This is a genomic window from Stenotrophomonas sp. SAU14A_NAIMI4_5, assembly GCF_003086795.1.
Taxonomy (GTDB): Bacteria; Pseudomonadota; Gammaproteobacteria; order Xanthomonadales; family Xanthomonadaceae; genus Stenotrophomonas.
In genome coordinates, this window is record NZ_CP026003.1 from 1 (window position 1) to 19,419 (window position 19,419).

Consider the following 19,419-nt stretch of genomic DNA (forward strand, 5'->3'; position numbering starts at 1 on the left):
ATGGATGCCTGGTCCCGAAGTCTCGAACGCCTCGAAGCGGAGTTCCCGCCGGAAGACGTTCACACCTGGTTGAAGCCGCTGCAGGCCGATCTGCGCGCGGACAGCCTGGTGCTGTATGCCCCGAACGCCTTCATCGTCGACCAGGTACGCGAGCTGTACTTGGCCCGGATCCGCGAGCTGCTGACGCACTTCGCGGGTTTCGGCGACGTTTTTCTTGAAATCGGCTCGCGCCCGCGGCCCTCGGAGGCGCAGAACGCGCCGGTTTCGAGCGCGGCGACGGCGGTGGCAGCCGAACCGCAGGTGCCGTTCGCCGGCAACCTGGACAACCACTACACCTTCGCCAACTTCGTCGAAGGCCGCAGCAACCAGCTGGGCCTGGCCGCTGCCTTCCAGGCGGCGCAGAAGCCGGGCGACCGCGCGCACAATCCGCTGCTGCTGTACGGAGGCACCGGCCTGGGCAAGACCCACCTGATGTTCGCCGCCGGCAACGCCATGCGCCAGGCCAACCCGGGTGCGAAGGTGCTGTACCTGCGTTCGGAACAGTTCTTCAGCGCGATGATCCGGGCCCTGCAGGAAAAGACCATGGATCAGTTCAAGCGCCAGTTCCAGCAGGTGGACGCGCTGCTGATCGATGACATCCAGTTCTTCGCCGGCAAGGACCGCACCCAGGAAGAGTTCTTCCACACCTTCAACGCGCTGTTCGACGGCAAGCAGCAGATCATCCTGACCTGCGACCGGTACCCGCGCGAAGTCGAGGGCCTGGAAGCGCGCCTGAAGTCGCGGCTTGCCTGGGGCCTGTCGGTCGCGATCGAACCGCCGGACTTCGAGACCCGCGCCGCGATCGTGCTGGCGAAGGCCCGCGAACGCGGTGCCGAGATTCCCGATGATGTTGCGTTCCTGATCGCCAAGAAGATGCGCTCCAACGTGCGCGACCTCGAAGGCGCGCTCAATACCCTGACCGCCCGCGCCAATTTCACCGGCCGCGCGATCACCACCGAATTCGCCCAGGAAACCCTGCGCGACCTGCTGCGCGCCCAGCAGCAGGCGATCAGCATTCCCAACATCCAGAAAACCGTTGCCGACTACTACGGCCTGCAGATCAAGGATCTGCTGTCCAAGCGCCGGACCCGTTCGCTGGCCCGCCCGCGCCAGGTCGCCATGGCCCTGACCAAGGAACTGACCGAGCACAGCCTGCCCGAGATCGGCGATGCCTTTGCCGGTCGCGATCACACCACGGTGCTGCACGCCTGCCGCCAGATCCGGACCCTGATGGAAACCGACGGCAAGCTCCGCGAGGACTGGGACAAGCTGATCCGGAAGCTGAGCGAATGATGCACGGACGCTGATGAGGCGTCATCGCACAAAACGGTGCAGAATCCGGTAGCAAGCGCGGGATGAGTTGTGGATAAAAAAGACGTCGGAAAACGCGTCGAATTTATCCACAGCTTTCCCCACCCCCTGGGGGGCGGTAATGCAGAGGGTTTCGAGGTTAGAAACCCTTTTGATTACAAAGACTTAGCATTGTTTTCCAGCGATTCTGTCTCTACCAGCACCACCAAGCTTTTGATTTATTCCACATTTTTTAAAGCATAGGGGCACGGAACCACATGCGTTTCACACTGCAGCGCGAAGCCTTTCTCAAGCCGTTGGCACAGGTCGTCAACGTGGTCGAACGCCGCCAGACCCTTCCGGTTCTGGCCAATTTCCTGGTCCAGGTGCAGAACGGCCAGCTGTCGCTGACCGGTACCGACCTGGAAGTGGAGATGGTGTCGCGGATCGCGGTTGAAGATGCCCAGGACGGCGAAACCACCATCCCCGCCCGCAAGCTGTTCGAGATCATCCGCGCCCTGCCCGATGGCAGCCGGATCACCGTCTCGCAGACCGGTGACAAGATCACCGTGCAGGCCGGTCGCAGCCGCTTCACCCTGGCAACGCTGCCGTCCAACGACTTCCCGTCAGTGGACGAAGTGGAAGCCACCGAGCGCGTGGCCATCGGCGAAGCGACCCTGAAGGAGCTGATCGAGCGCACTGCGTTCGCGATGGCCCAGCAGGACGTGCGCTACTACCTCAACGGTCTGCTGTTCGACCTGCGCGGTGATGCCCTGCGTACCGTCGCCACCGACGGCCACCGCCTGGCCCTGTGTGAAACCGACCTGGCCAAGCCCAGCGGTTCCAAGCGCCAGATCATCGTGCCGCGCAAGGGCGTGACCGAACTGCAGCGCCTTCTGGAAAGCGGCGATCGCGAGATCGAGCTGGAAGTCGGCCGCAGCCACGTCCGCGTGAAGCGCGACGATGTCACCTTCACCTCGAAGCTGATCGACGGTCGTTTCCCGGATTACGAGGCCGTGATCCCGATCGGTGCAGACCGCGAAGTGAAGGTTGACCGTGAAGCCCTGCGTGCTTCGTTGCAGCGTGCCGCGATTCTGTCCAACGAGAAGTACCGCGGCATCCGCGTGGAAGTCTCGCCGGGCAACCTGAAGATCAGCGCGCACAACCCGGAGCAGGAAGAAGCCCAGGAAGAGATCGAGGCCGATACCACGGTCAGCGATCTGGCCATCGGCTTCAACGTGAACTACCTGCTGGATGCCCTGTCCGCCCTGCGCGACGAGGAAGTCATCATCCAGCTGCGCGATTCCAATTCCTCGGCGCTGGTGCGTGAGTCCAGCAGCGAGAAGTCGCGCCATGTGGTGATGCCGCTGCGTCTCTGACGTCTGCGTTGTTCCACGTGAAACAGAAGACGCCCGGGAGATCCGGGCGTTTTTTTTTTGGTTCCACGTGGAGCACTGATGGGGATTGCGGAGCGGGAGTTCTGCTTTGCCGATCTGATCACTGCGACCTGGATCTCAATCGGTTCCTGGTTCGATGGATGTACGGCGGTCGAGCGGTTCCGGCAAGTTCCCAGCAAGCCGATCTGTCCTCTGCTGACGCTACTGTCCACAGCCTGGTTTTCTGGCCGAAAGGCGCTGCCCTAGCTTTTAAATCTGGGTATAAATCTAAAGCTTGGTGGTGATGGTAGGGCCAGATTTCGTGGAAAACAGGGTTATCTTATTGATTTAAAAGGTGTTTATGCGCCTGAAACCCCCTGTATAGGGGCCCTTGGGGCTGGGGGGGAAGCTGTGGATAGTTTTCCAGCCGACTGAAAAGGGCTTTTTTATCCACAGATTGCCCATACCTTGTGTATAAGTCATACAGACCCCCTGTGGACAGCGTGGAACGGCAGGCCTGAATTCTTTGAAATCTGTGGAACGCTTCGCAGCCCTGCCCTGCAGATTTCAAGCAATTCGCGGCGACCTCGGCTGCTGCCCTGGCTGCGACGCATGGATACTGTTCCTCGCTGGGGTGAAATTCGCTGGATTCTGAGGGCGAGCACCCTGCCGGTTGCTGCAGATTTCAAGAAATCCAGGCCTTGCCAGCGCCCCTGTCGCATGGATTCGTCGCAGCGTTTTCCACGTGGAACCGCCTGGGCTGGCGGGACCGGCCAACTCCACCCGCAAGGCGCTGCCCGCACCGGCCGTCTTGACCGATGCAGTAAGCTGATGGATTCCCAGCCCTGCTACCGCCCCGAGCGGATGGTCTCCCGCGTCCCATGCTGATCCGCCGCCTCGCCTTGAACCAACTGCGCCGCTTCAGTGCCGTGGAACTGTCACCCCAGCCGGGCTTGAACCTGCTGACCGGCGACAACGGTGCGGGCAAGACCAGTGTGCTCGAGGCCCTGCACCTGATGGCCTATGGCCGCAGCTTCCGTGGCCGGGTGCGCGATGGCCTGGTCCGCCAGGGCCAGGAAGCGCTGGAAATCTTCGTGGAATGGGACGAACAGCGCGCCGATCACCCGCCGCACCGCCGCAAGGCCGGTCTTCGCCATAGCGGGCAGGACTGGAAGGGCCGCCTGGACGGCGAAGACGTTGCCCAGCTCGGCAATCTCTGCGCGGCGTTGGCTGTGGTGACCTTTGAACCGGGCAGCCACGCCCTGGTTAGCGGTGGTGGCGAACCGCGTCGTCGTTTCCTCGATTGGGGCCTGTTCCACGTGGAACCAGACTTCCTTTCGCTGTGGCGCCGGTACTCCCGGGCACTCAAGCAACGCAATGCCCTGTTGAAGCAGGGCGGGCCCTCACGGATGCTGGATACCTGGGACCACGAGCTGGCTGAAGCGGGTGAACCGCTGACCAGCCGCCGCCAGCACTACCTGGAACGGCTGCAGGAACGGGCGATTGCCTTGGCAACCGCACTGGCACCGCAGTTGGGCATCCAGGGCCTGGATCTCAGCCCGGGCTGGCGCCGGCACGAACTGCCGCTGGCCGATGCGCTGCTGCTGGCCCGCGATCGCGACCGCCAGGCCGGTTACACCTCGGTGGGTCCGCACCGGGCCGACTGGAGCGTGGATTTCCACAGCATTCCCGGCCGGGATGCGCTCTCACGTGGCCAGGCCAAGCTCACTGCCCTCGCCTGCCTGCTGGCCCAGGCCGAGGATTACGCCGAACAGCGCGGACAATGGCCGGTCATCGCCCTGGACGACCTGGCATCGGAGCTGGACCGCACCCATCAGGCCCGGGTCCTCGAGCGTCTGCTGGCCGGTCCCGCACAGATCTTCGTAACGGCCACCGAGACCCCGGCGGCCTTGGTGGATCTCACCGACATCACCCGGTTCCACGTGGAACATGCGCAGATCGTGGCTGTGCCATAGTGGCTACATCAGGGCCTGCGGGGCCCGGCTGGTATAATTCAGGTTGCACCCCTTCTTACCCGGCGCATCGCACCTGTGCGGTGACCGACCTGCGGAGCCTACGGCAAGCGCAATGACCGACGAACAGAACACCCCGGCAAACAACGGCAACTACGACGCCAACAGCATCACCGCCCTGGAAGGGCTCGAGGCTGTCCGCAAGCGTCCTGGCATGTACATCGGCGACGTCCACGACGGCACCGGTCTGCACCACATGGTGTTCGAGGTCGTCGACAACTCGATCGACGAAGCCCTCGCCGGCCACGCCGACCACGTCGCGGTGACGATCCACGCTGACGGCTCGGTGTCGGTGTCCGACAACGGCCGTGGCATCCCGACCGGCAAGCACGAACAGATGAGCGCCAAGCTGGGCCGCGAGGTTTCGGCGGCCGAAGTCGTGATGACCGTGCTGCATGCGGGCGGCAAGTTCGACGACAACAGCTACAAGGTTTCCGGCGGCCTGCACGGCGTGGGCGTCAGCGTGGTCAACGCGCTGTCGCAGAAGCTGCTGGTGGACGTGTTCCAGAACGGCTCCCACTACCAGCAGGAATTCAGCAACGGCGCCGCGGTCACCGCGCTGGCCAAGCTGGAAGACACCACCAAGCGCGGCACCACCGTGCGCTTCTGGCCGTCGACCGTGGCCTTCCACGACAACGTGGAATTCCACTACGACATCCTGGCCCGTCGCCTGCGCGAGCTGTCGTTCCTGAACTCCGGCGTCAAGATCGTGCTGGCCGACGAGCGCGGCGACGGCCGCCGCGATGACTTCCACTACGAGGGCGGCATCCGCAGCTTCGTGGAGCATCTGGCCCAGCTGAAGACCCCGCTGCACCCGAACGTCATCTCGGTCACCGGCGAACACAACAACATCGTGGTGGACGTGGCGCTGCAGTGGACCGACTCCTACCAGGAGACGATGTACTGCTTCACCAACAACATCCCGCAGAAGGATGGCGGTACCCACCTGGCCGGTTTCCGCGGCGCCCTGACCCGCGTGCTCAACAACTACATCGAGCAGAACGGCATCGCCAAGCAGGCCAAGATCAACCTGACCGGCGACGACATGCGCGAAGGCATGATCGCGGTGCTGTCGGTGAAGGTGCCGGACCCGAGCTTCTCCAGCCAGACCAAGGAAAAGCTGGTCAGCTCCGACGTGCGTCCGGCGGTGGAAAACGCCTTCGGCGCGCGCCTGGAAGAGTTCCTGCAGGAGAATCCGAACGAAGCCAAGGCCATCGCCGGCAAGATCGTCGATGCGGCGCGTGCCCGTGAAGCGGCGCGCAAGGCCCGCGACCTGACCCGCCGCAAGGGCGCGCTGGACATCGCCGGCCTGCCGGGCAAGCTGGCCGACTGCCAGGAAAAGGATCCGGCGCTGTCCGAACTGTTCATCGTCGAGGGTGACTCCGCAGGTGGCTCGGCCAAGCAGGGCCGCAACCGCAAGAACCAGGCGGTGCTGCCGCTGCGCGGCAAGATCCTCAACGTGGAACGTGCCCGCTTCGACCGCATGCTGGCCTCGGACCAGGTCGGTACGCTGATCACCGCATTGGGTACCGGCATCGGCCGCGACGAGTACAACCCGGACAAGCTGCGTTACCACAAGATCATCATCATGACCGACGCCGACGTCGACGGCGCCCACATCCGCACCCTGCTGCTGACGTTCTTCTACCGTCAGATGCCGGAGCTGATCGAGCGCGGTTACGTCTACATCGGCCTGCCGCCGCTGTACAAGATCAAGCAGGGCAAGCAGGAGCTGTACCTGAAGGACGACCCGGCGCTGGACAGCTATCTGGCCAGCAACGCGGTGGAAAACGCCGTGCTGGTGCCGGCCGCGGGTGAGCCGGGCATCGAAGGTGCCGCGCTCGAAAAGCTGCTGCTGACCTTTGCCGGCGCGCGCGACGCGATCGAACGCAATGCGCACCGCTACGACCGCAACCTGCTCGAAGCGCTGGTCGACTTCGTGCCGATGGACCTGGCCAACCTGCGCAATGCCGCTGAAGGCCAGGGCCTGGATGCACTGGCCAAGCGCCTCAACCAGGGCAGCCTGGGCAGTGCGCGTTTCAGCCTGGAACTGCAGGAGCCGAACGACGAGCGTCCGGCCGCCGTGCTGGTGACCCGCCGCCACATGGGCGAGGAACACGTGCAGGTGCTGCCGCTGGCCGCCTTCGAAGGTGGCGAACTGCGTGCCATCTACCAGGCCGCCAGCCTGCTGCACGGCCTGGTGCGCGAAGGCGCCACCATCGGCCGCGGTGTCAAGTCGGTCGAAGTGGACAGCTTCGCCAAGGCACAGAGCTGGCTGCTGGAGGAAGCAAAGCGCGGCCGCCAGATCCAGCGCTTCAAGGGCCTGGGTGAAATGAACCCGGAACAGCTGTGGGATACCACCGTCAATCCCGATACCCGCCGCCTGCTGCAGGTGCGCATCGAGGATGCTGTCGCGGCTGACCAGATCTTCAGCACCTTGATGGGCGATGTCGTCGAACCGCGTCGTGACTTCATCGAAGACAACGCGCTTAAGGTCGCCAACCTGGATATCTGACACGCTTCGACCATGGCCGGTGCGCGGGGATGCGCGCCGGCCTTCGCCCTCTGATCGCAGGTAATCGATGTCCGCTTCCGTCCCGGTCTCCGCCCCGCCGCCCGTCCCGCCAGCCTCGGCTGCGCCGCGCCGCGGTTCGCCCGTGGCAGGCTTCTTCATCGATCTGGGCATTGGCGCCGCCACGCTGTTCATTCTCAGCCTGGTCGCCGGACTGGCGTGGGGCCTGTATCGCGGCATCCAGGTCGGCTACGCCAACGCGAAGAACAACGGCGCGGGTATCGACCCGTCCAGCGTGACCGAAGCGCTGGGCACGCCCGGTGCCCTGGCACAGGTGCTGATGGCCCTGGTGTCGACCGGTGGCGCGGCGCTGCTGCTGTATTTCCTGCGGCGGCCGGCCAATGCGGCCGAACGGCAGGCCTCGACGCAGGCACTGCGGCGCCCGTCCACCTGGGGCTGGACCCTGCTGGTGGCCACGCTGATCGTGGTCGGCAGCAATGGCATCGCCTTCCTCGCCAAGCAGCTCGGCGTCGAACCGGTGCCGACCAACCTGGCGCTGATGCAGCACGCCATCGAGCGGTTCCCGCTGTTCCTGGTGCTGTTTGCGGTTGTGCTGGCGCCGGCCTACGAGGAGCTGCTGTTCCGCCGCGTGCTGTTCGGGCGGCTGTGGCAGGCCGGCAGGCCCTGGCTGGGCGTGCTGCTGAGCAGCCTGGCCTTTGCCCTGATCCATGAGATTCCCGGCACCAGCGCCAATGGCCCGGCCGAGATCGCCCAGCTGTGGCTGGTCTACGGCGGCATGGGCGCCGCGTTCTGCTGGCTGTACCGGCGCACCGGGACGCTGTGGGCGGCGATCATCGCGCACGGCTTGAACAACGCCGTGGCCTTGGCCGCGCTGGTGTTCTTCGGGGCAATGTAAGGCCGTGGCCGCTTGACGAAAAATTAAGCGGGCCCAGTCCACACTGCCTGCATGAACACGGGGGATTCCATGAAATCACTGCTGCTCGCCCTGCTCATCACCGTGCTGGTGGGTGCCTGTGCGACCACCACCTCACCGACCGGCCGCCGGCAGGTGGTCGGTGGCGTGTCGCAGGCCCAGCTCGACCAGATGGGCGCGCAGGCGTTTGCGGAAACCAAGCAGAAGCAGAAGGTCGGCACCGACGGCCGCCAGAATGCGTACGTGCAGTGCGTGGTCAATGCGCTGGTCGCGCAGCTGCCTGCTCAGTACCGGGGCGTACGGTGGGAGACGGCGGTGTTCGTGGACAAGGAACCCAACGCCTTCGCCCTGCCCGGCGGCAAGGTCGGCGTGAACACCGGCATCTTCACTGTCGCCAAGAACCAGGATCAGCTGGCGGCGGTCATCGGCCATGAAATCGGCCACGTCATCGCCCGCCACCACGAAGAACGCATCACCCGGCAGATGGGCGCGCAGACGGGCCTGGCCATCGCCGGCATGATCGCGGGGGCCTATGGCGGCGAGGGCGCAGCCAGCACCGTCAACCAGCTGGGCGGCACGGCCGCGCAGACGATGATCGTTCTGCCCAACTCACGCACCCAGGAAACCGAGGCCGATGACATCGGCCAGCGCCTGATGGCCGATGCCGGTTTCAACCCGGCGCAGGCGGTCGACCTGTGGCAGAACATGATGGCCGCCAGTGGCGGACGCAGCCCGCAATGGCTGTCCACGCACCCTGATCCGGCCAACCGCATCCGCGAACTGCAGCGCGCTGCACCGTCCCTCGCACCCGCTTATCAGCAGGCCCAGGCCGCTGGTCGCAGGCCAAAGTGTGGCTGAGTGCGCAGATTCATGCTGTATTGCAGCACATAAAACGATTTCTCACGCCATCTGTTTCTGATACGTTTGGCGGCTCAGATTTTTCTGACAGTCCGACTTTGCCGCTGACGGCGGTTCGATCGAGGTGAACGATGATTTTCCGCAACCACAAAGCTGTGCTTTCCGTCCTCATCGCGACCGCCCTGACCGGCGCCGTGGTCACCGATGCCTTCGCGCAGTCCTCGCGTTCGTCCGAGCGCGGCAACCGCGGTGGCAAGCAGCAGGCCAAGGCCGAAGTCCTGTACCCGAATGCCACCCGTGAGGAGCCGAAGGAAAAGGCGTCCTCGAAGATGGGCAAGCAGCTGCAGAAGCTGATTGACAACTACAACGACCAGAAGTTCCCGGAGACCCTGCAGATTGCAGGCGAGATCCTGGGCAACAGCGCGTCGAACAACTACGACAAGTCGCTGGCCGCGCAGCTGGCTTCGCAGGCTGCCTACCAGAGCGACGACACCGCCGGTGCCATCGGCTACCTGAAGCAGGCGCTGCAGCTGAACGGCCTGGACAACAACGGCCACTACCAGTCGATGCTGATGCTGGGCCAGCTGCAGCTGCAGGAAGACCAGACCGCCGAAGGCCTGGCCACGCTGGACAAGTACTTCGCCGAGAGCAAGTCGAACAAGCCGGAAGAGCTGATCGCCAAGGGCCAGGCCCTGTACCAGCTGGAGCGCTACCAGGAAGCCATCCCGGTGCTGCAGCAGGCCATCGCCGGCGCGACCGAGCCGAAGGACAACTGGAACCAGCTGCTGATGGCTGCCCTGTCCGAAGCCGGCCAGACCGGTGAAGCGGTCAAGACTGCTGAAGCCCTGGCGGCCAAGAACCCGAACGACAAGAAAGCGCAGCTGAACCTGGCCAACATGTACATGCAGGCCGATCAGATGCCGAAGGCCGCCGCGGTGATGGACAAGCTGCGCAGCAGCGGCCAGCTCACCGAAGAGCGCGAGTACAAGCAGCTGTACTCGATCTACGCCAACACCGAGAACAAGGAAAAGGACGTCATCGCGGTCATCAACGAAGGGTTGCAGAAGGGCATCCTGAAGCCGGACTACCAGGTTTACCTGGCGCTGGCCCAGTCCTACTACTACTCCGACCAGGTGCCGCAGGCGATCGAGGCGTGGCAGAAGGCTGCCCCGCTGTCCAAGGACGGTGAGACCTACCTGAACCTGGCACGCGTCCTGCATGCCGAAGGTCGCGTTCCCGAGGCCAAGAAGGCCGCCCAGGAAGCTCTGGCGAAGGGCGTGAAAAACCAGGCTGATGCCAAAAAAATCATCAACCTGAAGTAAGTAGGAATAACGCCTGAACGCCTGCACGGTTGATGCGCAGGCGCTCAGGATTGGTATAAGCTTGGAGGTTCCTGCGGTGTCATGCACCGCTGATCAGGGATCCCGCCCCCGGGATTCCGGCCCCACTATTGAGCTCTTGGCGCATGACGGAACAACTAGTCGTTCACCGGTACGAACAAACTGATGACAAGGGGCTGAGCTGGCCTCGCATCGTCGGCATCGCGTTTGTAATCGCCCTGCATCTGGCCGCCTTCATGATGCTCCTGATCCCCGCCGTGGCCCCCAAGGCCGTGGCTGAGAAGGAGCGCAACGTCATGGTGACCATCGTCGACGCGCCGCCGCCGCCTCCGCCGCCGCCGCCGCCGCCGCCGCCGCAGGACACCCCGCCGCCGCCGGTGAAGAACCTGTCGCCGCCGAAGCCCTCGCCCGTCCCGCCGCCGCCGCAGGCGCCGGTCGTCGACGTGCCGGAGCCGCGCCCGAACGACATCGTCACCCCGCCGTCGCCGCCTGCGCCGCCTGCCCCGCCGACCACCATCGAGGCAAGCGTCGACATCTCGTCGAAGGCAATGAATCCGCCGCGCTACCCGCCGGCCGCTTTCCGCGCTGGTATCCAGGGCGAAGTGATCCTGATCATTGATGTCGATGCCCAGGGCAACGTCACCAATGTCACGGTGGAAAAGTCCAGCCGTAACCGCGACCTGGACCGTGCTGCGATGGAAGCTGCCCGCAAGTGGCGTTTCAACGCCGCTGAATCTGGCGGTAAGAAGGCTGCTGGCCGCGTCCGCGTCCCGGTCAACTTTGCACTGAACTGATGCGAGCGGGTGGCCGCCGGCCACCCCTCCTCCGGTTCGATTGTTTAGCTTAGCTACACCCTTTATCACCACACACAACAAAGGTAAGCGTCATGCTGCAGGAACTTTTCATCGCCGCTGCTGCCGGGGGCAATCCGTCCAACGCCCTGTCGCAGATGGGCTTCGAGCACCTGATCCACGAAATGACCACCCAGCCGGGTGACTTCGCTGTCTCCTGGGTGGTGCTGCTGACCCTGATCGTCATGTCGGCCATGTCCTGGTACTGGACCGTCATCAACATCTTCCGTTCGGTCCGCCTGAAGAGCGCTGCCGATCGCGTCGTCAGCCTGTTCTGGGACACCCCGAACGCACAGGACGCCATCCGTGCGATGGAAGAACAGCCGGCTTCCGAGCCGTTCTCGAAGATCGCACTGGACGCTGCCCAGGCGGCTGCCCACCACCAGCGCGCTGAAGGCGGCGCCACCGGCGGTCTGGGTGAGAACCTGAGCCGTTCGGAGTTCGTCGACCGCGCCCTGCGTCAGGCCGTGACCCGCGAAAGCAACAAGCTGCAGTCGGGCATGACCCTGCTGGCCACCGTCGGTGCAACCGCTCCGTTCGTCGGTCTGCTGGGTACCGTGTGGGGCATCTACGGCGCGCTGATCAAGATCGGTGCCACCGGCTCCGCTTCGATCGACGCCGTCGCAGGCCCGGTGGGTGAAGCGCTGATCATGACCGCCATCGGTCTGTTCGTCGCAATCCCGGCCGTGTTCGCCTTCAACTTCTTCAGCAAGATCAACAGCGCGACCATCAGCAAGTTCGATACCTTCGCGCACGACCTGCACGACTTCTTCGCCACCGGCTCGCGCGTCCGCTAATTGCGGCGCGTGACCCTGCGACGAACGAAGTAGTCACCAAGATCTAGACGGAGCCCGTTATGGCTTTCAGTAGTGGTAACAGCGGCGGCCCCATGGCCGACATCAACGTGACGCCCCTCGTGGACGTGATGCTGGTGCTGCTGATCATCTTCATCATCACGGCGCCCCTGATGTCCCACAAGGTCAAGGTGGATCTGCCGGAGGCCAACCTGGTCCAGAAGCCGGACGACACCAACGATCGCAAGGGTCCCATCACCCTGGCGGTCAAGGAAGACGGCTCGATCTATTGGAACGACGAAGAAATCAACAAGCAGACTCTCGAGTCGCGCTTGGCGACCGCCGCCCAGCAGACCCCGCAGCCGCCGCTGAACCTGCGTGGTGACCGCACCACCAAGATGCGCGTCATCAACGACCTGACCAAGGTCGCGCAGGAGCAGGGCATGCTGGACGTCGGCTTCGTCGCGACCAAAGAGAAGGGGCAATAAGCCATGGCATTCAGTAGTGGTGGTGGCAAGGGCCCCATGGCCGACATCAACGTCACGCCCCTCGTGGACGTGATGCTGGTTCTGCTGATCATCTTCATCGTGACCGCGCCGATCATGACGTACCCGATCGCCGTGGACCTGCCGCAGCGCGTGCTCAACCCACCGCCGCAGCTGGTCGAACCGCCGCCGCCGATCGAACTCAAGATCGACGCCAGCAACCAGGTCTCGTGGAACAACAGCCCGATCGGTACGCACGAGCTGCAGCAGCGGATGGAGCAGGAGGTCCAGCGTGACCCGACCAACCAGCCCGAGCTGCGCATCGACGCGAGCCCGGATTCCGAGTACGACGTGATGGCCAAGGTCCTGGCCGCCGCGAAGAATGCTCAGATGAAGAAGATCGGCTTCGTGCAGCAGTAATACGTACTACCGCAGCACAACAGTCATGACGCGACTGCAGACGCCCCTGGAGACAGGGGCGTCTTTTTTTTTTGCGCGGGGTCAGAGCCCTTCCCTGCGGGAAGGGATCCGACCCCAATCACGTGCAGCCGGCGGGGTCGGATCCCTTTCCGCAGGAAAGGGCTCTGACCCCATCACCGCTGACCCCATCACCACCCCCGCGCCCGCTATGATCGGCGCATGCTCGCCCTCTTCGATTCGCTGCGCCTCTGGCTTGATGGCATTGCCCACCTGGGAACGATCCTGGCGGTGGCCTATCTGCTTTACCTGCTCGCCCTGACCGGCTGGATCATCCTGCAGAAGCGCGAGCCGGTCGCCACGCTCAGCTGGATCCTGTCGCTGGCGTTGCTGCCCTATCTCGGGCTTTTCATCTACTACCTGCTGGGCCCGCAGAAGGTGAAGCGGCAGCGCCTGCGCCGCGGCCGCGCGCGCTCGGGCATGGAGCACTACAGCGACGTCTGCCCGCCCGATGCCGGCTGCACCGAGCTGGCCAAGGTCGCCCAGGCCACCACCGGCCTGGCGCCCAGCAGCGCCACCGAAGTCACCTGGCTGGTGGACGGCGCGACCACCTATGCCGCGCTCATCGAGGCCATCGGCCAGGCGCGCGACCACGTGCACCTGGAGTACTACATCTTCAATCCAGACCACGCCGGCACCGCCCTGCGCGACGCCCTGGTCGAGCGCGCGCGTGCCGGCGTGCAGGTGCGCCTGCTGCTGGATGCGGTGGGCTCCTCGTCGTTGCCGGCGCGTTTCCTGCGGCCGCTGCTGGATGCCGGTGGCGAAGCCGTGTGGTTCCACCCGCGGCAGCTGCTGAAACCCTTCAAGCGCCCGTGGTTGAACCTGCGCACGCACCGCAAGCTGGTGATCATCGACGGCCAGCTGGCCTTCACCGGCGGGATCAACATCACCGACGAAGAAGACGAGAGGCGCAACCCCAACGCCTACCGCGACCTGCACATGCGCCTGCGCGGACACGTGGTGCGCAGCCTGCAGCTGGTGTTCGCCGAGGACTGGCTGTACGCCAGCGGGCAGGAGCCGTCGCGCTTCGACATCGCCCGCCTGTGGCCGGCCGACATGCCACTGCGTGGCGATGGCAGCATCGATGCGCAGGTGCTGGTGTCCGGCCCCGATTCGGGCTGGGAAACCATCCACCGCCTGCACGTGGCGGCCATCCAGGAAGCCAACGAGCGGGTCTGGCTGGTGACGCCCTACTTCGTGCCCGGCGAGGCCGCGCGCATGGCCCTGACCTCGGCGGCGCTGGGTGGCCTGGACGTGCGCCTGCTGGTGCCGAAGATGAGCGATTCCTGGTTCGTCACCCAGGCCGCGCGCTCCTACTTCGACGAACTGCTGCATGCCGGCGTGAAGATCTACGAGTACGGCCAGCGCATGCTGCACACCAAGGCATTCATTGCCGACGATGACGTCTGCATCGTCGGCAGCGCCAACTTCGACCACCGCAGCTTCCGGCTGAACTTCGAGCTGTCGATGATGATCAGCGACCGCGACCGCGTGGCGGAACTGGCCACGCTGCTGCAGGCCGAGTTCGACAGCGCGACCCGCGTGCATGACGAGGCCGGGCGCTCGCTGTGGCTGCACCGCCTGCCCGAAGCCTTCGCCCGCCTGGCCTCGCCGCTGCTCTGACGCAGCGCTACACTGCGGTCGATGCCCGGGGAGGACTGGAACATGTACTGGTTGTACCTGCTGCTGGCGCTGGGCTGCTTCGCCTTCGCGCTGAAGACTCCGAACATGGGCCTGATGTCGCTGGCCCTGCTGGCCGCCCTCGGCTTCCTGCTGGCGTGGGTGCGTGGCCGCTACGTGGCCCGCTTCGGCGACCTGCAGCGCGATCCGTCCACCCTGGTCGATGCCGAGGAGCTGCGCCGCCTGCGTGAGCAGGCCCGCGCCCATGACGGCACGCCCCCACCCTCTTCCGCACCGTAGTTCCGTTCCATGACCCAGCTCAGCGTCAACGTCAACAAGATCGCCGTCCTGCGCAACTCGCGCGGCGGTACCGAACCCGATGTCGTGCGTGCGGCCCAGGCCTGCCTGGACGCCGGCGCCCACGGCATCACCGTGCACCCGCGGCCGGACCGTCGCCACGTCACCGCCGAGGACGTGCTGGCGCTGTCGACCCTGACCCGCGCCCGCGGCGTCGAGTTCAACATCGAAGGCAATCCGTTCGCGCCGCCGCGCGAGGGCTATCCGGGCCTGCTGCCGCTGTGCGCGCAGACCCGCCCGGCGCAGGCCACCCTGGTGCCCGATGGCGATGGCCAGATCACCTCGGACCACGGCTTCGATTTCGAGCGCGATGGCGAGCGCCTGCGCCCGCTGGTGGCCGAACTGAAGGCGATGGGCTGCCGCGTCAGCCTGTTCGTGGATGCCGGCAACCCGCTGCTGGAACAGGCCGCCGCGGTCGGCGCCGACCGCATCGAGCTGTACACCGGCCCGTATGCCGAAGCCCACGCGGCCGGTGATGCCGCGGCGATGCTGGACCTGTTCGCCACCGCTGCGCGCCGTGCGCAGGCGGTCGGCCTCGGTGTGAATGCCGGCCATGACCTTTCGCAGGACAACCTGCGCGACTTCCTGGCCGCGGTGCCGGAGGTGCTGGAGGTGTCGATCGGCCACGCGCTGATCGGCGAGGCCCTGTATGACGGCCTCGACACCACCGTGCGGGGCTACCTGGCCCTGCTGTAACGGCTGACGCCGGGCGTTGCCCGGCAGCCAGCGCTGCCCATCGCAGCTGCTGAGACGTCCGTGGCCCATGCTTCCGGCCTGCTGCGGCGATGGCGCCTGCGCGACCACGTGAAACCTGTGGATAACACTGGGGTCAACGTGGCGTCGGCTCGGCCCCAACGCCTACAGCTACGTGAATCCTGGCCGCTTGCGCCGCCTGTGGTTAGCAATAATACTAATGCCTCTGAAACGGCCGGAGGGCGCCATGCAATCCCACCCTCGCAACGCCCAGGCCGCCATCAAGGGCCGGGGTTCCACCTCCCACCTGGCTGGTCGCTTCGAAAGTACGGTGAGCGAAGCGGTCGATGACGGCTGGGCCATCGACGAAAGCGAAGAATTCCTCGCCCCGCGCCTGCGTACCGAGGTGCGTGCCGAGACCGCGCGCAGCATCATCAGCCGCAACAACTCCCCGGACGTGGGTTTCAGCCAGTCGGTGAATCCATATCGCGGCTGCGAGCACGGCTGCTCGTACTGCTTCGCCCGGCCCTCGCACGCCTATCTGAACCTTTCGCCGGGCCTGGATTTCGAAACCAAGCTGTTCGCCAAGACCAATGCACCGCAGCTGCTGCGCAAGGAACTGTCAAAGCCCGGCTACGTGCCGCAGCCGATCGCACTGGGCATCAACACCGATGCCTACCAGCCGATCGAGCGCAAGCTCAAGCTGACCCGCCAGCTGATCGAAGTGATGCTGGAGACGAAACATCCGTTCTCGCTGATCACCAAGAATGCGCTGGTGGAGCGCGACATCGATCTGCTGGCGCCGCTGGCGGCAGAGAACCTGGTCAGCGTGCACTTCTCGGTGACCTCGCTGGACCCGCACCTGTCGGCGAAGCTGGAACCGCGCGCTTCCGCGCCGCATGCGCGTCTGCGCGCGATGAAGCGCCTGCACGACGCCGGCATTCCGGTGGGCGTGATGGTGGCGCCGGTGATTCCGTGGATCAACGACAGCGAGCTGGAAGCCGTGCTGGAGGCCGCGCATGACGCCGGTGCCGGCACCGCCGGTTACGTGCTGCTGCGCCTGCCGCTGGAGGTAGCGCCGCTGTTCCGCGACTGGTTGGACACGCACCACCCTGATCGCGCCGCGCACGTGATGAGCACCATCCAGCAGCTGCGCGGTGGCAAGGACTACGACAGCCAGTTCGGCACGCGCATGCGCGGCCAGGGCGTCTATGCGGAACTGTTGAACAACCGCTTCAAGCTGGCGCGAAAGCGGCTGGGCTTCAACGCGCAGAACAGCCATTGGCCGAAGCTGGATTGCAGCCGGTTCCTGAAGCCGCTGCCGCCGCGGAAGGAATCACCGCAGGGGTCGTTGTTCTGATTTCCGTAGAGTCGAGCTTGCTCGACTGCTTTTCTGCTTTCAGTCGAGCAAGCTCGACTCTACGGAGCCAAGGCAGTCGAGCATGGCTCGACTCTACAAAGGGCGTTACCCGCCAAACAGCTTCTGCGCGCTCTGGAAGAGGATCCAGCTGGTGGCGATGAACTTGTCGCCGCCCTGCGGCCGGTTGCCGCGATGGGTGTGGGTGAATGCCGTGGGCGCGATCAACAGGCTGCCGGTGCGCGGTGCGATCTTGCGTCCCTGGAACAGGAACTCGGTCTCGCCCTCCTCGAAGTCGTCGTTGAGGTACAGCGTCCACAACACATGCCGATGCAGCGTTTCCGCCTGCGCATCCTTCGGGTACAGCTCGCAGTGCCAGTAGGGGTAACCGCCCTCGCCCGCCGCGTACCACTGCAGGTTGATCGCACCCGGGCGCAGGCAGGTGCGGGCCAGCTCGGCCAGCTGTTCGGGCGCCATGTCGGGGAAATCCTCGGCTGACAGTCGGCGCGGCTGACCGTTGCTGTCCTGGATCTGCAACATTAACGGTGCGATCAATGCCTGTGGATAACGGCGTAGATAAGTCTGCAGCCCGGCGAAAACCGCCTGTTGCAGCAGGGTGTCCACGTCGCGCCAGGCATCCAGGCCGCTGATGCGCAGATCCTTGCTGTGCTTGAGTTCGGGGAACACACCACTGCCTACCGCACCGGGTTTCAGGCCCTGGCTGCTGCGCATGCGGGCGACGATGGCGGCGCACACGTCACTGGGGACGGCGTTGTGGATGACTTCGATGAAATCGACCGGGCCCGGCTCGTGCATGCATGCAATCCTTCGGCGGCAAGGGCTTGATGGTGCCGTTTGCCGCCGCTGCTGTCACCCCGCGGTCATGTCATCGCACTGCCATGACCGCTGTAGGGATGGCCGCCTTCAAGCGGTCTTCGCGTCATGCTCCTGGTGACAACGCACCGCTTCGGCCACTTCCTCGCGCGAGCCGAGGAACACCGGCACGCGCTGGTGCAGGTGGTTGGGCTGCATGTCGAGGATGCGCTCGCGACCCGTCGATGCGGCGCCGCCGGCCTGTTCAACCAGCAGGCCCATCGGGTTGGCTTCGTACATCAGGCGCAGCTTGCCGGCCTTGTCCGGTTCCTTCTTGTCCCACGGGTAGATGAAGATGCCGCCGCGGGTGAGGATGCGATGTACGTCGGCGACCATGCTGGCGATCCAGCGCATGTTGAAGTTCTTGCCGCGCGCGCCTTCCTTGCCGGCCAGCAGGTCCTGCACGTAGCCCTGCATCGGTGCTTCCCAGTGGCGCTGGTTGGACATGTTGATGGCGAACTCCTGGGTGGCCGCCGGAATCTGCATGTTCTCGGTGGTCAGCACGAACTCGCCGGTCTCGCGGTCCAGGGTGAAGGCATGCGTGCCGTGGCCGACGCTGAGCACCAGCTGGGTGCTGGGCCCGTAGATGCAGTAGCCGGCGGCAATCTGCTTGCTGCCCGGCTGCAGGAAGGCTTCATCGCCCGGCAGTTCGACGTTGGTCGGGCAGCGCAGCACCGAGAAGATGGTGCCGACGGAGACGTTGACGTCGATGTTGGAGCTGCCATCGAGGGGATCGAACAGCAGCAGGAAATCGCCGCGCGGGTAGATGTCCGGCACCGGCTGGCTGTGGTCCATCTCTTCCGATGCGCAGGCGGCGAGGTGGCCGCCCCAGGCGTTGGCTTCCAGCAGGATCTCGTTGCTGATGACGTCCAGCTTCTTCTGCGCTTCGCCCTGCACGTTGCCGGTACCGGCTTCGCCGAGCACGCCGCCAAGGGCGCCCTTGCTGACGGCGATGGAGATGCTGGTGCAGGCGCGGGCGACCACGGCGATCAGCTGGCGCAGGTCGGCGTTGATGCGGCCGGCGTGCTGTTCCTGGATCAGGAAGCGGGTCAACGAAGTACGGGACATGAGCGGGCAGGTCTCGGCAGCGGGAAAACGCCTATTGTCGCTGCTGTGCGCGGCGCGTGCGTGATTGGTTTGAGGCGAAATCGTTTACAGGGGCGTTGCGCTGGTGGCGCCTTCCTTTTGTCGAGGCGCGCGGGAGGGTGGCAAAGGCAGAGCAAAAACAAAGGCGCCTTTCGGCGCCTTTGTTTTAGTACTTGACCCGTCCTGAATTGGGTTGACACCTTTTCCCTCTGGAAAAGGAATGTTCAATGAAATCAACAATCAGGCGCAGCCAGCGGGATTACTCGCTGGCCTTCAAGTTATCGGTGGTCGATCAGGTCGAGCGCGGCGAACTGACCTACAAAAAGGCCCAGGAGCGCTACGGGATCCAAGGGCGCAGCACGGTGCTCTCTTGGCTTCGCCGGCATGGTCGGCAAGATTGGTCGGCTGGGGCATCATTGCCTCCCATGAGCACTGTCCCCAAAG

General features: G+C 64.9%; 18 protein-coding genes. 16 read left to right on the forward strand and 2 right to left on the reverse strand.

Annotated elements, in window-relative coordinates:
- The 15 genes from dnaA (at position 1) to C1925_RS00075 (ending at position 17,019) form a co-directional block, all read left to right on the forward strand.
- Positions 1 to 1,332: a chromosomal replication initiator protein DnaA gene (dnaA, locus tag C1925_RS00005; protein ID WP_108767139.1), complete on the forward strand. Its 1,332-nt coding sequence runs from the start codon at positions 1 to 3 to the stop codon at positions 1,330 to 1,332.
- 275 nt (positions 1,333 to 1,607) lie between these two features.
- Positions 1,608 to 2,708 (forward strand): DNA polymerase III subunit beta, encoded by a 1,101-nt coding sequence (gene dnaN, locus C1925_RS00010; RefSeq protein ID WP_005411731.1) that lies wholly within the window; start codon positions 1,608 to 1,610, stop codon positions 2,706 to 2,708.
- A gap of 878 nt (positions 2,709 to 3,586) precedes the next feature.
- Complete coding sequence (gene recF, locus C1925_RS00015) at positions 3,587 to 4,681, forward strand: DNA replication/repair protein RecF (RefSeq protein ID WP_108767140.1); 1,095 nt, start codon at positions 3,587 to 3,589, stop codon at positions 4,679 to 4,681.
- Positions 4,682 to 4,793: 112 nt separating this feature from the next.
- Positions 4,794 to 7,253: a DNA topoisomerase (ATP-hydrolyzing) subunit B gene (gene gyrB, locus C1925_RS00020; RefSeq protein ID WP_108767141.1), complete on the forward strand. Its 2,460-nt coding sequence runs from the start codon at positions 4,794 to 4,796 to the stop codon at positions 7,251 to 7,253.
- Positions 7,254 to 7,320: 67 nt separating this feature from the next.
- Positions 7,321 to 8,166 (forward strand): CPBP family intramembrane glutamic endopeptidase, encoded by an 846-nt coding sequence (locus tag C1925_RS00025; RefSeq protein ID WP_108767142.1) that lies wholly within the window; start codon positions 7,321 to 7,323, stop codon positions 8,164 to 8,166.
- Between the two features lie 69 nt (positions 8,167 to 8,235).
- Positions 8,236 to 9,042 (forward strand): M48 family metallopeptidase, encoded by an 807-nt coding sequence (locus C1925_RS00030; RefSeq protein WP_108767143.1) that lies wholly within the window; start codon positions 8,236 to 8,238, stop codon positions 9,040 to 9,042.
- A gap of 131 nt (positions 9,043 to 9,173) precedes the next feature.
- Positions 9,174 to 10,364, forward strand: coding sequence for a DUF4032 domain-containing protein (locus C1925_RS00035; RefSeq protein ID WP_108767144.1), 1,191 nt, complete (start codon positions 9,174 to 9,176; stop codon positions 10,362 to 10,364).
- Between the two features lie 254 nt (positions 10,365 to 10,618).
- Positions 10,619 to 11,176: an energy transducer TonB gene (locus C1925_RS00040; RefSeq protein ID WP_174213526.1), complete on the forward strand. Its 558-nt coding sequence runs from the start codon at positions 10,619 to 10,621 to the stop codon at positions 11,174 to 11,176.
- Between the two features lie 92 nt (positions 11,177 to 11,268).
- A complete protein-coding gene (gene exbB, locus C1925_RS00045) occupies positions 11,269 to 12,030 on the forward strand; it encodes a TonB-system energizer ExbB (protein ID WP_108767146.1) in 762 nt (253 codons plus the stop codon).
- Between the two features lie 59 nt (positions 12,031 to 12,089).
- On the forward strand, positions 12,090 to 12,515 hold the full coding sequence (locus C1925_RS00050; protein WP_079224462.1) for a biopolymer transporter ExbD: 426 nt from the start codon (positions 12,090 to 12,092) through the stop codon (positions 12,513 to 12,515).
- A 3-nt stretch (positions 12,516 to 12,518) separates the two neighbouring features.
- Entirely contained in the window at positions 12,519 to 12,932 is a 414-nt protein-coding gene (locus C1925_RS00055) for a biopolymer transporter ExbD (protein ID WP_025875547.1), read from the forward strand.
- Positions 12,933 to 13,151: 219 nt separating this feature from the next.
- A complete protein-coding gene (gene cls, locus C1925_RS00060; RefSeq protein ID WP_108767147.1) occupies positions 13,152 to 14,612 on the forward strand; it encodes a cardiolipin synthase in 1,461 nt (486 codons plus the stop codon).
- A 42-nt stretch (positions 14,613 to 14,654) separates the two neighbouring features.
- The gene (locus tag C1925_RS00065; protein ID WP_108767148.1) at positions 14,655 to 14,909 is read left to right on the forward strand and encodes a hypothetical protein; all 255 of its coding nucleotides are present in this window, start codon (positions 14,655 to 14,657) and stop codon (positions 14,907 to 14,909) included.
- Positions 14,910 to 14,918: 9 nt separating this feature from the next.
- The gene (locus C1925_RS00070) at positions 14,919 to 15,662 is read left to right on the forward strand and encodes a pyridoxine 5'-phosphate synthase (RefSeq protein ID WP_108767149.1); all 744 of its coding nucleotides are present in this window, start codon (positions 14,919 to 14,921) and stop codon (positions 15,660 to 15,662) included.
- Between the two features lie 244 nt (positions 15,663 to 15,906).
- Positions 15,907 to 17,019, forward strand: coding sequence for a PA0069 family radical SAM protein (locus C1925_RS00075; RefSeq protein WP_108767150.1), 1,113 nt, complete (start codon positions 15,907 to 15,909; stop codon positions 17,017 to 17,019).
- A gap of 105 nt (positions 17,020 to 17,124) precedes the next feature.
- On the opposite strand, the gene C1925_RS00080 is transcribed toward C1925_RS00075, so the two are convergent.
- Complete coding sequence (locus tag C1925_RS00080) at positions 17,125 to 17,832, reverse strand: 2OG-Fe(II) oxygenase (protein WP_108767151.1); 708 nt, start codon at positions 17,830 to 17,832, stop codon at positions 17,125 to 17,127.
- Positions 17,833 to 17,940: 108 nt separating this feature from the next.
- Positions 17,941 to 18,957 (reverse strand): class 1 fructose-bisphosphatase, encoded by a 1,017-nt coding sequence (locus C1925_RS00085; RefSeq protein WP_108767152.1) that lies wholly within the window; start codon positions 18,955 to 18,957, stop codon positions 17,941 to 17,943.
- A gap of 245 nt (positions 18,958 to 19,202) precedes the next feature.
- Between C1925_RS00085 and C1925_RS00090 the strand changes: the two genes are divergently transcribed.
- Positions 19,203 to 19,419: helix-turn-helix domain-containing protein (locus C1925_RS00090; protein WP_159097587.1), on the forward strand; the 217-nt coding region annotated here is incomplete at its 3' end.

Bases quoted from the DNA above. Each gene is read 5' to 3' on its own strand.
- dnaA (WP_108767139.1), top strand. From the start codon at position 1: ATGGATGCCTGGTCCCGAAGTCTCGAACGCCTCGAAGCGGAGTTCCCG.
- dnaN (WP_005411731.1), top strand. From the start codon at position 1,608: ATGCGTTTCACACTGCAGCGCGAAGCCTTTCTCAAGCCGTTGGCACAG.
- recF (WP_108767140.1), top strand. From the start codon at position 3,587: ATGCTGATCCGCCGCCTCGCCTTGAACCAACTGCGCCGCTTCAGTGCC.
- gyrB (WP_108767141.1), top strand. From the start codon at position 4,794: ATGACCGACGAACAGAACACCCCGGCAAACAACGGCAACTACGACGCC.
- C1925_RS00025 (WP_108767142.1), top strand. From the start codon at position 7,321: ATGTCCGCTTCCGTCCCGGTCTCCGCCCCGCCGCCCGTCCCGCCAGCC.
- C1925_RS00030 (WP_108767143.1), top strand. From the start codon at position 8,236: ATGAAATCACTGCTGCTCGCCCTGCTCATCACCGTGCTGGTGGGTGCC.
- C1925_RS00035 (WP_108767144.1), top strand. From the start codon at position 9,174: ATGATTTTCCGCAACCACAAAGCTGTGCTTTCCGTCCTCATCGCGACC.
- C1925_RS00040 (WP_174213526.1), top strand. From the start codon at position 10,619: ATGATGCTCCTGATCCCCGCCGTGGCCCCCAAGGCCGTGGCTGAGAAG.
- exbB (WP_108767146.1), top strand. From the start codon at position 11,269: ATGCTGCAGGAACTTTTCATCGCCGCTGCTGCCGGGGGCAATCCGTCC.
- C1925_RS00050 (WP_079224462.1), top strand. From the start codon at position 12,090: ATGGCTTTCAGTAGTGGTAACAGCGGCGGCCCCATGGCCGACATCAAC.
- C1925_RS00055 (WP_025875547.1), top strand. From the start codon at position 12,519: ATGGCATTCAGTAGTGGTGGTGGCAAGGGCCCCATGGCCGACATCAAC.
- cls (WP_108767147.1), top strand. From the start codon at position 13,152: ATGCTCGCCCTCTTCGATTCGCTGCGCCTCTGGCTTGATGGCATTGCC.
- C1925_RS00065 (WP_108767148.1), top strand. From the start codon at position 14,655: ATGTACTGGTTGTACCTGCTGCTGGCGCTGGGCTGCTTCGCCTTCGCG.
- C1925_RS00070 (WP_108767149.1), top strand. From the start codon at position 14,919: ATGACCCAGCTCAGCGTCAACGTCAACAAGATCGCCGTCCTGCGCAAC.
- C1925_RS00075 (WP_108767150.1), top strand. From the start codon at position 15,907: ATGCAATCCCACCCTCGCAACGCCCAGGCCGCCATCAAGGGCCGGGGT.
- C1925_RS00080 (WP_108767151.1), bottom strand. From the start codon at position 17,832: ATGCACGAGCCGGGCCCGGTCGATTTCATCGAAGTCATCCACAACGCC.
- C1925_RS00085 (WP_108767152.1), bottom strand. From the start codon at position 18,957: ATGTCCCGTACTTCGTTGACCCGCTTCCTGATCCAGGAACAGCACGCC.